Below are 15,914 nucleotides of genomic sequence, written 5' to 3' on the forward strand. Positions count from 1 at the left end.
AGGTGAAAAAACTAACCTTTATTATATTTTCTATCATATTTCTTGGATTAGTTATCACCTCAGCACAAGCCCATATGCTTTGGATTAATGTGAAACCCTGTTACCCTAAGGTAGGAAAGACGGTATGGATAGAGATTGGTTGGGGATATAAGTATCCAAGAGATCAAGTTATAGATAAACGGCTGTTGGAACAGGTGTATACGATTGATCCAAAAGGGAAAAAAGTATCTTTGGAAAGGATATTTCCCTCATTTTATAGGTTTATTCCTAAGAGTGAAGGGGTTTATCTTATAGTTGCTAAGCTTAAACCAGGATTTGTTTCCATTACCACAGAAGGGCACAAATTTGGCAATAAAAAGCAGCTTAAAGATGTTGTCTCTTGTTTTAAACATACCATAACTGCCAGGGCCATAATTAAAGTTGGAGATAAAAAAACAGGCTTTTCTCTTTTGGCAGATCTACCACTTGAGATTGTCCCTTTAAAAGATCCATTTAGTTTGAAAATAGGTGATGTCTTGCCTTTAAAAGTAATATTTAAAGGAAAGCCTCTGAAAGAAGTAAAACTTCAGGCTATTTCTCCTGGTTATAAAAACCCCATTAAAACAATGACTGATCTTCAGGATATAGTAAATGTCAAGATTAACTCTCGAGGGCAGTGGATGTTTAAAGTAATTCATAAAAGCCCTTATCCTGATAAATCCATAGCAGATGAATACTTGTATGGCACATCACTTACTGTTTGTTTTAAACAAAAAAGAGGCAAAGTTTATCTTATTGGAATGGGGCCAGCTGGTCCAGACTTACTTACTTTAAGAGCAATTAAAGCCATTAAGAAAGCAGATATAATTCTATGTAGTGATAGTATGCTAAAAGACTTTCGTGAATTTATCCCAGCATCAAAGGTTGCATTCAATTTATGGAAAGGCATTCATGGAAAAAAAGCTTTAGAACTAAGAAAAAAAGACCCTAAAAAATGGCATGCCAGGATTGAAAAAAGAAAAAAGTTTGTGCAGCATTTTTTGTTAAAAAAGATCAAAGAAGGAAAAACAATAGCGATACTTGAAAGAGGAGATCCATGTGTTTTTGGTCCATCTCTTTATTGGCTTCTTGAAGGATTTGATGATCAATATATAGAGATTGTCCCTGGAATGAGTGCCTTTAATGCTGCAAGTGCTTTATTGAAAAGACCAATGACTGGTCGAGACGTAAGGTTTGTAATGCTTACATCTCCATTTTCGCTTTTTGAAGATAGTGATGATATTTTAAAAACTCTCTCTAAATACAATATCACAATGGTCTTTTACATGGCATTGCAGTCAATGGATAAGCTTGTTAAAGAATTCAAAAAATATTATCCGCCTGATTTACCCATAGCAGTTGTTTATTATGCTGGTTACCAGGACAAACAAAAAGTGTTGAGGAGCACCTTGGGAAATATATTGGATGAACTCAAAAAAGTTCATGAAAAATGGCTTGGTCTCATGGTAATAGGAAATTCTATTAAGTGAAAAACAAGCTAAAATGCAATAATCTTGCAAGAGAAATTGTTTTTTTCTGCAACTATGCTTATAGTTGCTAAGCAAAATTGCATAAATATCTATATTATATACCAATTTTCTAAACCTGCACACCAATTCCTTTACACCATCAATAGTAAAAAATAAAAAATGGAGACGGGCGAATAATACTTCATACCTAAAATTTGCATCATAAGATAATGTTTAGCTTGACAATATAGTGAATTAATGGTATAAAGTGTTTCAAATAGGAAGTATGAAGGAGGCACTGATTCTATGCGTAGATTCCATGTTAAGTTCACTGAAAAAAATCTTACGGGCAACGCCGGACTGGTATTGCTGGGCCTGTTTGCTGACAAACTGAAGCTTCCCAAGATGCTTGAGCAACACATTACTATTAAGCGGGGAGCTACCGCACAGTATAAGGTTTCCGACATTATCATGATTTTGATGATGGCAGTGTTAGCCGGGGCTAAGCATATGAGCCATGTATTTATCCTAAAATCTGATTTAGCATTGAGGTCGCTTTTTAAATGGGAAAGGTTTCCTGACTATACTACCATAAATCGGGTTTTTAAGTTGTTTAATCCCCGACATTGCAATGAGCTCTCCGATGTAGAAACAAAAGTGCGCAAAAAGGTTTGGGGTAAAAAATGGTTTAGCCGCATCACTTTAGATTTGGACTCTACAGTGCGTGGGGTGTATGGGAAACAGGAAGGTGCCGAGAAGGGTTACAACCCCAAGAAGCCAGGACAAAGGGGATATCATCCGCTACTTTGCTTTATTGCTGAGACGCGGGAATGTCTTCACAACTGGTTTAGAGCCGGAGATGCTTATTCAGCCAATGGTTGTGTAGAGTTTATGCAAGAGTGCTTTGCCAAGCTTCCAAGGAGAGTCTGGAAAATTATTGTACGTGCAGATTCCGCCTTTTTTAATGGAGAACTTTTAGACTACTTAGAAGAGGCTCATGCTTTGTACTTAATCAAGGTTAAGATGCGAGGACTCACTCAGCTTTTAGAAGCTCAGAAATGGCACAAGGTTAAAAATAGACCTGGCTATGAGAAGACCGAATTCACATACAAATGTGAGAGGTGGAAACACCCCCGCCGGTTTGTGGCCGTACGTCAAGTAATAGAGAGCAAATTTAGTTGCTTTTTTTTCAGCGTTACAAAGACTGAGTATGATTATTTTTGTTATGTAACAAATATGAACCTGAGTCCCTGGGACGTCCACAGGTATTATTGCCAACGGGGGGCCAGTGAAAACTGGATTGAGTGGTGTAAGGGACAGATGGCCTCTGGAAGCATTTTGACACAGGATTTTTGGGCCAACTCCGCCATATTCCAGACCTGTATTCTGGCTTACAATCTACTGGTTTGGATGATGTGGCTCAACGATGAAGATGGTTTTAGAGAAGAGCCCAACACAATCCGCATGTTTCTAATCCATGTTCCAGCTCGGCTGATGCATGCGGGACGACAATGGTTCCTTCGATTATCGAGGGATTATTTTTTCAAAGAACGTTGGATAAAGATAGAAAATTCCATCCGGTCATTACAATTTGCTTAATCTTTTTTTGAGAGTATCCTCCAAAATAGGATTTTGCGTAAGTCCATGTGCAGTGGTGTGCCTTTACACACCCGTAAAGAGTGCCACTGACCGCAGCTTCTACCTGAAAAAGCCTTCCAAGTCACAATGAGGGAGACATATCCTTTAACATAACAGCTCCATATCTAGGTATCTCTGTCCAGAACAATCAGTTGCTTACGATTGAACTGTAATTGCAGATTTTAGGTCATAAATAAAATAATAAAAGGAACTATATCCACCCTCCCCTCTAACTTGAAGTGAAAATTTTATTCTGTTCACTGTTCACTGACTCTTCACTCTATAATACCTTGCTCTTACAATTCAAGTTGTTTTAATCTCTCCTCAAATTCTTGTATAGACTCTACCCTAATAGCTAGTTTTAGCAGGGTTTTTAAAACATCTCTATTGGCCACACCTCTGATTTTAACAGATAACTCTGGTTTAAGGAGCCCAAATCTCTCTATTAAAGCCTCAAGAACCATTTCTTGGGCATCTAAGACCATGCCTTTAATCATCCCTTGCTTTTCTCCTTCCATTCGTCCTTGTTCTATCCATTTTTCTGCAAGTGTTGGCATAATATCTGCCCCCTTTCCTATTTGTTTTATTGCCTTTTTTATATCCTTTTCTTCTATCTTGTCAGTTGCATTGGCTATATACCGAAGTAGTGTTTCCAGATATTGAAGTGGTGTATTACTCTCACCAAGTCCCTGAAAAAGATTGAAAATCCTCTCTAAATGTTTGCCTGGTTCAGGTGTTGTAAGGTATTTAAGGGCCATTAAAGTAGCCTTTAATATCACCTTTCCTTTGATCTCTTCATCAGATATACTAGATAGGTCATAAAGCAGGTAGTTAAAGTCTGGTATATAAACATCTAACTCTTTTTTTCTCTCTCTCCAAAAAGATCGGAAAAATTTGTTTTTATTGTCCACTTTCTGTAACCATTGTATATGACTAATGGAATAATAACAGGTAGAGTAGAAGATTGATTTTGTTTGAGATATAAATCCCAGATTTTGACCATGTATCTGAGAAGCTGCAAAGCAGTAAATCTTTGTAGAGTGCTTTTGTGCTCAAAAAGCAAATAAATAAATCCATCTCTGGAACTTATCTGAACTTCATAGAGTAAATCAGAAAAATGTTTTTTTAAATCTTCATCCACAAAGGAGTCTTTGACAATGGCAAGAGAATTAAAATCAATTAATTTGCAGATATTTTGAGGCAAATAATTTTTTAAGAAATCCTCTGCCTGCTCTTTGTGCGAAAAGATCTCCTTCACAAATGCATCATGAGGATTCTGTAGGTATTTTCTCTCCATAGCTTTTTTATTAAAACACCACTTAATAAATGGCAAGAGGAGTTTGGAAAATAGTGAATAATGGAACAGGAGAGAAGGTAGAAAAAGGTGGCCTCCATGACAAGTATGTCAAAGAAGAAGATTTAAGTGGTAATATCAAAATGCCCACTCCTGCAGAAAAAGAGGGACCTACAGAGGTAGACAGCTATTGTTCATTTCCTTTATGTGTGAAGCATTATTCGCCCGCCCTATTTTTTTCTATTTTTTTAATTTTTTAATAGGATTTTATGCAATAAAAGGTGAAAGTGTAAAATCATTTTTAGAAGATTCAAAAGGTTTATCAATAACTAAGTTTTTAGAAAAGATAAGAGAAGTAAATAAGAGATATAAAGCGATAGTAGCAATAATAGATAATTTTTCATCCCATAAGAGTAAAGTAGTAAGAGAAAAGGCATCTGAGTTAGATATTTATCTAGTCTATCTTCCCCCTTATTCACTAGAGCTAAATCCTATTGTATTGAGTATATCTGGAAGAGTATAAAAAGAATGCTTTCATTAGTTTTTGTAAAAGATGTAAAAGAGATGAAGGAGGTTATATCAGAAGCATGGAATAGGTTATGTAAAAAAATAAATTTTGCTAAAAGCTGAATAGAAAATTTTTTAAAAGGCACCCCATATTATATAATTAGCCATAAGTACTGGATTAAAAAGACTGGCAAAAAAAAATATACTCTAAAAACGCCACCAGGAAGGTCTACTGGGAGGGTGCAAAGAAAACTTCGTCTTCCCTCTTGACATACTTATCATGGATGTAATCTTTTTCTTCTCTCATTGATTCAGGAAGAGGAACTTCCAGACCATCCTCAAGAGCAACTTCCAACCAGGCTTTCCTGGCATCTTCTAACAGCTCTAAAACCTCTTCCAATGTATCTCCTTCTGTCATACATCCTTCAAGTTCTTTAATTCTCGCAAAATACCCGCCGTCTTTATAGGGAATGATTTCTATGGTGTAAGGCAATTTCATATAGTATTCAAGATTCTTCACAATGCTGTTCATAAAACTCCTCCAGATTAAGTATTTTTATTATTTGTTTTATGTATATTTCTTTCACAAAAGGACGTTTGAAAGGAATAGTTATAGGATTTACTCCCTTTTTTCTGTAAACAAAATGACTACCACCACTTCTTGGCTGTTTAACCTCATAACCAAAAGCCTTAAGCAGTCTGTCAACATCTTTAAACCTGACATTCTTTGGATTATTCAGAAGACCTTTTATAAGTTTACACTTCTGTTTAATGTCTACCATTTATCTTTTTTCTTAAAAATGATATTGTATATGATATTATTGTCAAGCTTTTCTATTATTTTTTTTCTTTCCCGACGATCTACCGGTAGTTAAAAAAAAATGGGGACGGTAGTTAAAAAAAGGGGACAAAAAAATGGGGGCGGACGAATAATGCTTAATCTACAAAGAAAAGGAACTATATCCACCCTCCCCTCTAACTTGAAGTGAAAATTTTATTCTGTTCACTGTTCACTGACTCTTCACTCTATAATACCTTGCTCTTACACTTCAAGTTGTTTTAAATTTTCCTCAAATTCCTGTATGGAGTCTGCTCTAATAGCTAGTTTATGTAGACTTTTTAAAACATCTCTATTCACAATTCCCTTAATTTTAACAGTCAAATCTGGTTTAATGAGGCCAAACTTCTCTATCAAGGCCTCGAGAACCATTTCTTGAGCCTCTAAAATCATGCCTTCCATTCGTCCTTCCTTCTGTCCTTCTATCCGTCCTTCTATACGTCCTTGTTCTATCCATTTTTCTGCAAGTGTCGGCATAATATCTACCCCCTTTCCTATTTGTTTTATTGCCTTTTTTATATCCTTTTCTTCTATCTTGTCAGTTGCATTGGCTATATAGCAAAGTAGTGTTTCCAGATATTGAAGTGGTGTATTACTCTCACCAAGTCCTTTAAAGAGATTGAAAATTCGCTCCAGATGTTTACCTGGTTCAGGTGTTGTAAGGTATTTAAAGGCCATTAAAGTAGCCTTTAATATCACTGTTCCTTTGATCTCTTCATCAGATATACTAGATAGGTCATAAAGCAGGTAGTTAAAGTCTGGTATATAAACATCTAACTCTTTTTCAGTCTCTCCAAAAAGATCAGAAAAATTTGTTTTTATTGTCCATTTTCTGTGACCATTGTAGAAGACTAATGGAATAATAACAGGTAGAGTAGAAGATTGATTTTGTTTGAGATATAAATCCCAGATTTTGACCATGTATCTGAGAAGCTGCAAAGCAGTAAATCTTTGTGGAGTGCTTTTGTGCTCAAAAAGCAAATAAATAAATCCATCTCTGGAACTTATCTGAACTTCATAGAGTAAATCAGAAAAATGTCTTTTTAAATCTTCATCCACAAAGGAGTCTTTGACAATGGCAAGAGAATTAAAATCAATTAATTTGCAGATATTTTGAGGCAAATAATTTTTTAAGAAATCCTCTGCCTGCTCTTTGTGCGAGAAGATCTCCTTCACAAATGTGTCATGAGAGTTCTGTATGTATTTTCTCTCCATAACTTTTTATTAAAACACCACTTAATAAATGGCAAGAGGAGTTTGGAAAATCGTGAATAATGAACAAAAGAGAAGGTAGAAAAAGGTAACCTTCATGACAAGTATGTCAAAAAAGAAGATTTAAGTGGTAATGTCAAAATGCCCACTCCTGCAGAAAAAGGGGGACCTACAGAGGTAGACAGCTATTGTTCATTTCCTTTAAGTGTGAACCATTATTCGCCCGTCCCTATTTTTTCTCTAACTCTATATTTCGTTTTAGAGAAGAAGATCTCGGTGAAATTACACCTTAATTTATGAAACTTTATCTTTCTGTGTTATTTTTTTAAAAAAATTATATTGACTTTATAGTTAAAATAATTTAGCGTAATATATATTAAAAAAAGGGGCAGGCAAATAATGCCTACTTTATAGGCCTTTCTCTTACTTTTGACGTTTTTAGGAACATTATGACTAGATAGGTTACAAAGAAATGAAAAGGCAAAAAGAGAATTCAGGTAAAGAATTGAAGGAAGTGGGAATTATAAACAATTTAGGAGGAGTTTAAATTTGGTACCCCAAAAATTTTTGCTGGAGGTGAGGAAATGAAGATTTTGAAAGGGATACTAAACTGCTTGGCAATATTTATATTCATCATCTGTCCTCATTCTGGACTAGCTCGGGAAAAAGGGGAAATAAAAGAAAAAGAGGTGGTTAAATTGCCTGAAATGGTTGTTATAGAATCGCAACCTGGGGTGGAGATTACCCCTGATAAGACGATCATCCGGATGGATGAATTTAAAAAGCCGGGTGAGGTGCGAACCCTGACGGATGTCTTAACTGAAATTGGAGGAATCGACGTTCAGCGAATTAACCCTCTTATGGCAAGCCCAGGTGATGAAGTATCAATACGGGGCCTTAATGAAGGACGGATGGTTATAGAAATTGATGGCCGCAGAATTAATCATACTGGCCATGTTGGAAGGTATATTGTAGACTGGTCTACATTAAATATTGATGACATAAAACGTATTGAGATCATCCGTGGAGGACATTCAGTACTTCATCCCTTTGCCATAGGAGGCGTGATTAACATTATTACCAAAAAAGGAAAAAAAACTAAGGAACTTAAGCCAGATATAAGTGTCAAAGGAGGATATAGTAAATATCACACTTATAGTAGTGCAGTCTCCATTACGGGCGGTCTTTATAATTTAATAGGTTACCATTTTTCAGCAAGTAAAGGCGAAACTGATGGGTATCTTAGAAACAACTATCAAGATACTTATAATCTTAATGGACATTTTACTTTATTCTTGCCCAGTGGAGCCACCTTTAACATTGGAGTTAAATACTCTGATGTAGAATATGGCTTCCCTGTCATAAATGATCCAAGTAGACCAGACTATGATCCAGATGACCCTGTTTTTATTCCAGAGGCTGATCAGCTAAGGCATCTCCCTCCCACTGGTCAATTACCTGAGAATAATCCCCATTGGGAAAAACATACCACATATTTAGACGGAATTTTCAATATGCCATTAGGTCCAGGAAATATCAAATTGCATGGCTTTTGGACCGAAGGGAGACGATGGATTAGCATGTGGCGGCGTAATACTTTTATAAAAGACCAATTTGTTGATGATAGAACAAAGGGTATGATTTGCGAATATCAGGATATTAAATTTGATTTTCTTTCTAGACATAGTTTAACTTTGGGAATTGAATATCAAGAACTGGGATGGCCTGATAAAAACCCCATTATTTATCTTGTTAAGTCAGCATATTTGCAGGATGTCATACGGCTTGGGCCCTGGACTCTCACGCCCGGCGTGAGATATTACAAGATAGATATGGATACCTATTATTCCCAGTTTGGAGCCGGCTGGCCTATATCAGGCAAAAAAGAGGATGATTCTGGCCTATATCCAAGTCTTAAGGTAAATTTTCAAGCAACACCAACTACAGCACTTTATGCAGCTGTAAGCCGTTCATATAGACTCCCGTGCCCGTGAGACTATTACTGGTGGGCGCGGTGCGCGTCTCCTGATAATCCTTCTTTAGATCCAGAATCAGCCTGGGAATATGAGATCGGAATTTTAAAAGAGTTTGAACCTGTAAGCTTGAGGTCAGCGCTCTTTTACTATGACATTAAAGATTTCATTAATGATAATGGTGTAGTTGCCCCAGGTACAGGGATTGGTAGTAACTGTTTGTATAACATTGACCATTTTAAATTGTATGGTTTTGAAATTGAAGCTGCTGTCCGTCTTGGGGAAAGACTTCGGGCAACCGTGGCTTATGTATATAAAGACTATGACGTAGATGAGACAGACTTTGAGAAAGACTGGACCTACTATCTTCCTGGGCTTCTGCCTGAGCATAAGGTCAAATTACTCGCTCGATATAGAGTCTGGGACAAAGGATGGTTTTTATTGAGCTTCCGGTATGTTGGTTCTCGTGATGCCCAAAAAGGCTCAAAACTTAGTGACTATGCTACAATGGATATAGGTTTTGAACAGAACTTTAAGCTTTATGGCATAGAATATACTATTAATACTTTTGTTAACAATATAACTGGCACTGATTATGAAGAAATTTCTGGTTATGAAATGCCAGAGTATGTTTGGGGGCTCCAATTGGGTGTAAAGTTTTAAAAAATTGGTGAGGTGAGATTATGCAACTATTAAAACAAATCCTTTATATTATAACTATTTGCCTTGGGATTGTGGAATGTCTACATCCATCTCAGACATTTGCCTGGGGTCGCGGACACTTCTATGTAATTGGAACAGGTCCAGCAGGGCCAGAAATGGCAACACTCCAGGCCTTGGATAGCATTAAGAGGATGGATTATATCATAGCATCAAACCAACAAGCAAAACTCTTTGCGGATTATATTGGGAATAAACCTATCCTATTTGATCCCTGGAAAGGATTTTGGGATTATAAAGGAAAGAATTTCAGAAAGTTGAGTAAAGAGGAATATGCTAAATTTAAGGTGGAGCGTTTTAAGATAAGAGATAAAAGGGTATTACAAATCAAAAAACTTTTATCTCAAGGGAAGGATGTTGGACTTTTGGACTCTGGTAATCCCTGCCTGTTCGGTCCAAGCCATTGGTATATAGAACAGTTTGACTCCAGTGATGTTGTAATTATTCCTGGCATGGGATGCGATGCTGCTGCAATGGCTGCTCTAAAAAGAAGCGTAATACCTGCTTATGATACTCATATGGTAATACAAACTGCCCCATTTTTTTTGATGGGACCAAGAATAAAAAATGCCCAGGTTTTAAAGGATTTGGCTAAATATCCAACAACCATGATTTTCTATATGGCCCTTGGACAATCTGAACTATTGTTTGAACATTTAAAACAGGTGTTTCCTCCTGATATGCCCTGTGCTGTTGTTTATTGGGCTGGATACCCAGAGCTCCAACATGTGGTTCGAGGAACCATTGCTGATATGGAGAAGAAGTTGGCAAATGAAAAGGAAAAATTTATGGGACTTTTGTTTATAGGTCGGTTCCTAGAAGGTAAACCATATGAAGCTGCAATGAAAATACATCAATCAAAGTTGGAACAAAAGTATGATAGCGATTATTAAGTCATTCTAAAAAGCTGTTAACTTCTTACAACATGAAAATTTACTGGGTTTAAATGCAGAAAAATTAACAAATTTCTAAAACCTATCTTTTTGCTACTTATGCTGGATTTTCAGAGAAAAAAAAATACATTTGCCTATGCTACTATGATTGATGAAAAAGGAGAAGGAAGGATTAAACTATTGAAGAAAGGAAAATGGACAGTAAAAGTTGAGCACAAAGTTCCCTATCCTAATAGGGAAGTTTGTGATAAATACTTATATGGTGCTACCTCAGATAGGATTTGAACAGGGCAATAGAGAGTGCGACAAAAAGATAACCACAAGCCAAATAGTAATCTACCAAGAGGAATTAGCCTCTTTTCTGCAACCATGCTTGTGGTTGCTAATATGGTTGGAACAGGAATATTTACTACTTCTGGCTTTATTATGAAAGAACTTCAAAATCCGTGGGCCATGCTTGTTTGCTGGTTTGTTGGAGGTATATTTGCCCTTTGCGGAGCTCTTTGTTATGGAGAGCTGGGAGCTATGTTTCCTAAGGCTGGAGGAGAATATGTATTTTTAAAAGAAAGTTTTGGAAGCCTAATAGCTTTTCTTTCAGGTTGGATCTCATTAATTGTTGGCTTTTCAGCTCCTATTGCTGCTTCTGCAATTGCCTTTTCAACCTATTTCTTTCGTATGATTCAGGTTCCACCTTCATGGAGCACTGTTACTATACTTTCTAGCGTGGTCATTCTCATTTTTTCCCTAGTTCACTACCATAGCCTTTATCTTGGCACAAGAGTTCAAAATATCCTTACAGTTTTTAAGATAACTCTTATTGTTATTTTTGTCATAATGGGTCTTTTGATAGGAAATGGTTCAATGTCTCATTTTTCTTTTTCTATAGATTTTGATTTATCTTTTCAAGAAAAATTCGCTGTCTCACTGATATTTGTTTACTTTGCCTATAGTGGATGGAATGCAGCTTCTTATATTGGAGGTGAGATAAAAAATCCAAAAAGAAATATCCCATTTTCTCTTTTCATAGGGACAATCCTTGTAATGTGTCTTTATCTGTTTTTAAATCTCATATACATTTATGCACTTAATATTGAGCAAATGAGTGGAGTGCTTGAAGTTGGCACAAAAACTGCCAAAGCTCTGTTTGGTAATGGTATTGCCAAATATTTTTCTGGAGCAATTGCAATAATCATTTTATCAAGTCTAAGTGCCATGATTATGACTGGCCCAAGAGTTTACTACGCAATGGCAAAAGATGGTGTTTTTTTTGATTTTCTTGGAAAAGTAAACAAATCTCATAGGACTCCTGTATATTCCATTTTTCTACAGGCAGGAATTGCAATCATTATGGTTATCACTGCTTCCTTTGACAGACTCCTTTTATACATTGGTTTTACCCTGTCGCTCTTTTCAATGTTATCAGTGGTAGGAATGATGGTGCTTCGGTTTAGAAGACCTTTTGTAGAAAGAAGCTATAACACATTTGGGTATCCTGTAACACCTCTTTTGTTTGTTTTAGGGAACCTATGGATTATATATTTTTCAATCATAAAAAGACCCTTTTCTTCTATTTTTGGGCTGGGGACTATAGTCTCGGGTATTTTGATCTATTTATATTTTAAAAAGAGAAAAGGCTAATCTTGCTGAACAATGGTCTCACAATACCAGGAAAAAGAATTATTGAAGAAACCTATTGGATAGTATGTATTCCACCGCAATTAGGCCAGATTTAATTTTTGGCCCTTCATGGTCCTTAAGGCTCTTAATTAGGGAAAACACCAATAAATGAAGGTAAAAAATTGAGGAAGGAGAAAAGATGAAACAGGAAACCACCATTAAAGAGAAAAAACTATTAATGATAACTATATTAATCTTTTTTCTGTTTTTTGTGTGCCCAGGTCATGCACAAGAAAACAAGGGCTTGAAAGTTCGCAATGAAAAAAGCAAGGTGCATGTATTGAAGGAAATTACAGTTACCGGCCAATTGATCCGTCCTACCAGACAAACGGGAGATTTTCTTTATACAGGAGCTACTGTAACCAAGAAAGGGATGGAGCTTTTGGGCACACCTGCCAAGACAAGCGTCTACAGTACACTGGATATTCTTCCGGGTCTCAACGTAGAGAGTAATGATCCTTATGGGCTGAGCGGCAAAGATATACGCATTAGGGGGATAAAGGGATACTTTACCGGCATGACCGTTGAGGGTATCCCCAATTATTGGATTATGCCTATTGGGTCTAGGGAAGACATTTATGATCTGGAGAATATGGAAAGCGTCAGCCTTTATAAAGGCGCAAGTCCTGCTGACCTAGGAACAGGCTCTGGCAATAGGGGCGGCTCCATAGAATTGCGGTTAAGGAGACCTGAAGACAGGCCAGGGGTTGAGCTGAGTCAAAGTTTAGGTTCTAAAAATTTTGTCAGAACATTCTTGAGAATTGATTCAGGTAAATTGCCGTGGAGAACAAAACTTTTTGGATAGTAAAAATGGGGTCGGGCGAATAATGCTTAATCTACAAAAAAAAGGAACAATATCTACCCCCCAACTTGAGGTGAAAATTTTTATTCTCTTCACTCTTCACTCTATAATATCCTGCTCTTACAATTCAAGTTGTTTTAATCTCTCTTCAAATTCCTGTATGGACTCTACTCTAATAGCCAGTTTAAGCAGGTTTTTTAAAACATCTCTGTTGCCCACACCTCTGATTTTAACAGATAGCTCTGGTTTAACGAGCCCAAATTTTTCTATCAATGCCTCGAGAACCATTTCCTGCGCATCTAAAATCATGCCTTCGATTCGTCCTTCCTTCTGTCCTTCTATCCGTCCTTCCATTCGTCCTTCTATCCGTCCTTGTTCTATCCATTTTTCTGCAAGTGTTGGCATAATATCTACCCCCTTTTTTATTTGTTTTATTGCCTTTTTTATATCCTTTTCTTCTATCTTGTCAGTTGCATTGACTATATAGCGAAGTAGTGTTTCCAGATATTGAAGTGGTGTATTACTCTCACCAAGTCCCTGAAAAAGATTGAAAATCCTCTCTAAATGTTTGCCTGGTTCAGGTGTTGTAAGGTATTTAAGGGCCATTAAAGTAGCCTTTAATATCACTGTTCCTTTGATCTCTTCATCAGATATACTAGATAGGTCGTAAACCAGGTAGTTAAAGTCTGGTATATAAACATCTAACTCTTTTTCTCTCTCTCTCCAAAAAGATCGGAAAAATTTGTTTTTATTGTCCATTTTCTGTGACCATTATAGATGACTAATGGAATAATAACAGGTAGAGTAGAAGATTGATTTTGTTTGAGATATAAATCCCAGATTTTGACCATGTATCTGAGAAGCTGCAAAGCAGTAAATCTTTGTGGAGTGCTTTTGTGCTCAAAAAGCAAATAAATAAATCCATCTCTGGAACTTATCTGAACTTCATAGAGTAAATCAGAAAAATGTCTTTTTAAATCTTCATCCACAAAGGAGTCTTTGACAATGGCAAGAGAATTAAAATCAATTAATTTGCAGATATTTTGAGGCAGATAATTTTTTAAGAAATCTTCTGCCTGCTCTTTGTGCGAAAAGATCTCCTTCACAAATGCGTCATGAGGATTCTGTAGGTATTTTCTCTCCATAGCTTTTTTATTAAAACACCACTTAATAAATGGCAAGAGGAGTTTGGAAAATAGTGAATAATGGAACAGGAGAGAAGGTAGAAAAAGGTAACTTCATGACAAGTATATCAAAGAAGAAGATTTAAGTGGTAATATTAAAATGCCCACTCCTGGAGAAAAAGGGGGACTTACTGAGGTAGACAGCTATTGTTCACTTCCTTTATGTGTGAAGCATTATTCGCCCGCCCTATTTTTTTCTCTAACTATGGAAGAGAAATATAATAGAGACTTCACGGACTTAGAAAATATCAAAGATCTTAAAGCAATATTAACTTCTGTAAATCTTCCTATCCACTATCCCCGTTCTATTAAATGTCTCCGTTCTACTAAAAAGCCACAACAAGATGGAAAAAATTTTAAATGGTTTATGGAGAACAAAAAAAGCGGTAAAATGCCACTGAAACTTGCCGATGAGGATACTGAAGGATTTCCTTTAAGATTTAAAATATTGTTGATTTTAAGTAAGTCTTAAGTTACTTCTATAAAAGAAGAGAGGCAATTATGACTTACAGCACGAACATAATAAGGCTTCTGGATAAAGTAGAGCCTTCAATAAAAGAAGTGCTTATAGCAATTTTGGAAGAGATAGAGCGTCAGAGGAGGCAGTGGGAAGAAAGTGTAACAAAGACAGAATTTAATGAACTAAAAGAGATAGTCAGAGAGCTTGGCAAAAAAGTAGAAGAACTAGCAGAAGCTCAGAAAAAGACAGAGCAGAGAGTAAATGAATTAGCAGAAGCTCAGAAAAAGACAGAGCAGAGAGTAAATGAATTAGCAGAAGCTCAAAAAAAGACAGAACAAAGGCTTAATGAATTAGCAGAAGCTCAGAAAAAGACAGAAGAAGAACTAAGGAAACTCATCTCAGAGCACAGAAAGACAAGGGAGCAACTGGGAGGTCTTTCCCACACAGTAGGATACATACTGGAAGACAGGTCATACGCAGCACTACCTCATCTTCTAAGCAAGGAGTTTGGAATAAAAGTAGAGGAAATAAAAAGAGATTTTGTGGAACTTGCTCCAAACAGGTATGAAGAACTGAACATAATAGGCAAGGGAAGGAAAAATGGCACACCTGTGTGGATTCTTGGAGAGTGCAAAACCCAGCTTAGGAAAAAAGATGTGGACAGCTTTCTTAAGAAGATCTCCAGAATTGAGCATCTCTTTCCAGGAGAAAAGCTCCTTACAATGGTAACATACCAAACATCCCCTCAAATAAGAAACTATGTCCAACAAAAGGGAATAAAACTTTATTTTTCATATCAACTGCAAAATGTTATCTTGAGTCTGGTTTGATCCAATCTCTTTTGCATTTCGGACACCATAATTCTAAATTTATACTGAAATCTATAATCGTATTTTTTACAAACAAAAAATATAGAAAATTTGATCTATACTTCAACATAAAAAATTAAAAACCATAGAAATCAGCGGTAAATCTGCACCACATGTTGCGAACTATGTTTTTATGGAGAAGAGATGAAAATGTTAAACCACTGGATACACATATCTATTTCGGTAATGTTAAAAAATTTGTGTAACTTTTTTATAGAAAAAATGGGCATCATTCTTTAGAGTGAGGTGAAAAGAAAAAAATAACTCCGAGATTTGCTGGTTTGATTTTGATAAAATTGCGTTATGAACAAAAAAAGCTAATTTGCTGTTAAAATATTGGGAAGCATTTCAATCTCATTT

General features: G+C 36.2%; 12 protein-coding genes and 2 pseudogenes. 9 read left to right on the plus strand and 5 right to left on the minus strand.

Going from position 1 to position 15,914, the window contains the following annotated elements:
* Positions 1-2 precede the first annotated feature (2 nt).
* Both ACYQ1E_RS15955 and ACYQ1E_RS15960 read left to right on the plus strand, forming a co-directional pair.
* Positions 3-1,508, plus strand: coding sequence for an SAM-dependent methyltransferase (locus ACYQ1E_RS15955; protein WP_459881631.1), 1,506 nt, complete (start codon positions 3-5; stop codon positions 1,506-1,508).
* A gap of 285 nt (positions 1,509-1,793) precedes the next feature.
* Entirely contained in the window at positions 1,794-3,086 is a 1,293-nt protein-coding gene (locus ACYQ1E_RS15960) for an IS1380 family transposase (RefSeq protein ID WP_459878963.1), read from the plus strand.
* A 335-nt stretch (positions 3,087-3,421) separates the two neighbouring features.
* Here the strand turns inward: ACYQ1E_RS15960 and ACYQ1E_RS15965 are convergent.
* Positions 3,422-4,422: pseudogene (locus ACYQ1E_RS15965) on the minus strand (Rpn family recombination-promoting nuclease/putative transposase).
* Between the two features lie 187 nt (positions 4,423-4,609).
* Here ACYQ1E_RS15965 and ACYQ1E_RS15970 point away from each other — a divergent pair.
* Entirely contained in the window at positions 4,610-4,942 is a 333-nt protein-coding gene (locus ACYQ1E_RS15970) for a transposase (RefSeq protein ID WP_459881634.1), read from the plus strand.
* Positions 4,943-5,155: 213 nt separating this feature from the next.
* Here ACYQ1E_RS15970 and ACYQ1E_RS15975 read toward each other — a convergent pair whose 3' ends face one another.
* The 3 genes from ACYQ1E_RS15975 to ACYQ1E_RS15985 form a co-directional block, all read right to left on the minus strand.
* A complete protein-coding gene (locus ACYQ1E_RS15975) occupies positions 5,156-5,458 on the minus strand; it encodes a type II toxin-antitoxin system HicB family antitoxin (protein WP_459881636.1) in 303 nt (100 codons plus the stop codon).
* The gene (locus ACYQ1E_RS15980; protein ID WP_459881639.1) at positions 5,433-5,708 is read right to left on the minus strand and encodes a type II toxin-antitoxin system HicA family toxin; all 276 of its coding nucleotides are present in this window, start codon (positions 5,706-5,708) and stop codon (positions 5,433-5,435) included. The genes ACYQ1E_RS15975 and ACYQ1E_RS15980 overlap by 26 nt, the downstream gene beginning before the upstream one ends.
* A gap of 260 nt (positions 5,709-5,968) precedes the next feature.
* Positions 5,969-6,979: an Rpn family recombination-promoting nuclease/putative transposase gene (locus tag ACYQ1E_RS15985; protein ID WP_459881642.1), complete on the minus strand. Its 1,011-nt coding sequence runs from the start codon at positions 6,977-6,979 to the stop codon at positions 5,969-5,971.
* Positions 6,980-7,560: 581 nt separating this feature from the next.
* On the opposite strand from ACYQ1E_RS15985, the gene ACYQ1E_RS15990 reads away from it, so the two are divergent.
* The 4 genes from ACYQ1E_RS15990 to ACYQ1E_RS16005 all read left to right on the plus strand — a co-directional run bounded on the left by ACYQ1E_RS15990 (position 7,561) and on the right by ACYQ1E_RS16005 (position 13,044).
* Positions 7,561-9,612 (plus strand): TonB-dependent receptor, PCPU motif-type, encoded by a 2,052-nt coding sequence (locus tag ACYQ1E_RS15990; RefSeq protein WP_459881645.1) that lies wholly within the window; start codon positions 7,561-7,563, stop codon positions 9,610-9,612.
* Between the two features lie 20 nt (positions 9,613-9,632).
* Entirely contained in the window at positions 9,633-10,562 is a 930-nt protein-coding gene (locus ACYQ1E_RS15995) for an SAM-dependent methyltransferase (protein WP_459881648.1), read from the plus strand.
* A gap of 300 nt (positions 10,563-10,862) precedes the next feature.
* Positions 10,863-12,200, plus strand: coding sequence for an APC family permease (locus tag ACYQ1E_RS16000; RefSeq protein WP_459881651.1), 1,338 nt, complete (start codon positions 10,863-10,865; stop codon positions 12,198-12,200).
* A 178-nt stretch (positions 12,201-12,378) separates the two neighbouring features.
* Complete coding sequence (locus ACYQ1E_RS16005) at positions 12,379-13,044, plus strand: TonB-dependent receptor plug domain-containing protein (RefSeq protein ID WP_459881654.1); 666 nt, start codon at positions 12,379-12,381, stop codon at positions 13,042-13,044.
* Between the two features lie 117 nt (positions 13,045-13,161).
* Here the strand turns inward: ACYQ1E_RS16005 and ACYQ1E_RS16010 are convergent.
* Positions 13,162-14,186 (minus strand): annotated as a pseudogene (locus tag ACYQ1E_RS16010) (Rpn family recombination-promoting nuclease/putative transposase).
* Positions 14,187-14,325: 139 nt separating this feature from the next.
* On the opposite strand from ACYQ1E_RS16010, the gene ACYQ1E_RS16015 reads away from it, so the two are divergent.
* Positions 14,326-14,697, plus strand: coding sequence for a hypothetical protein (locus ACYQ1E_RS16015; RefSeq protein WP_459881656.1), 372 nt, complete (start codon positions 14,326-14,328; stop codon positions 14,695-14,697).
* Positions 14,698-14,726: 29 nt separating this feature from the next.
* A complete protein-coding gene (locus tag ACYQ1E_RS16020) occupies positions 14,727-15,515 on the plus strand; it encodes a coiled-coil domain-containing protein (protein WP_459881659.1) in 789 nt (262 codons plus the stop codon).
* Positions 15,516-15,914 lie beyond the last annotated feature (399 nt).

The sequence above is a fragment of the Desulfothermus naphthae genome, from assembly GCF_054657475.1.

Bases quoted from the DNA above. Each gene is read 5' to 3' on its own strand.
- ACYQ1E_RS15960 (WP_459878963.1), top strand. From the start codon at position 1,794: ATGCGTAGATTCCATGTTAAGTTCACTGAAAAAAATCTTACGGGCAAC.
- ACYQ1E_RS15975 (WP_459881636.1), bottom strand. From the start codon at position 5,458: ATGAACAGCATTGTGAAGAATCTTGAATACTATATGAAATTGCCTTAC.
- ACYQ1E_RS15980 (WP_459881639.1), bottom strand. From the start codon at position 5,708: ATGGTAGACATTAAACAGAAGTGTAAACTTATAAAAGGTCTTCTGAAT.
- ACYQ1E_RS15985 (WP_459881642.1), bottom strand. From the start codon at position 6,979: ATGGAGAGAAAATACATACAGAACTCTCATGACACATTTGTGAAGGAG.
- ACYQ1E_RS15995 (WP_459881648.1), top strand. From the start codon at position 9,633: ATGCAACTATTAAAACAAATCCTTTATATTATAACTATTTGCCTTGGG.
- ACYQ1E_RS16005 (WP_459881654.1), top strand. From the start codon at position 12,379: ATGAAACAGGAAACCACCATTAAAGAGAAAAAACTATTAATGATAACT.
- ACYQ1E_RS16015 (WP_459881656.1), top strand. From the start codon at position 14,326: ATGCCCACTCCTGGAGAAAAAGGGGGACTTACTGAGGTAGACAGCTAT.
- ACYQ1E_RS16020 (WP_459881659.1), top strand. From the start codon at position 14,727: ATGACTTACAGCACGAACATAATAAGGCTTCTGGATAAAGTAGAGCCT.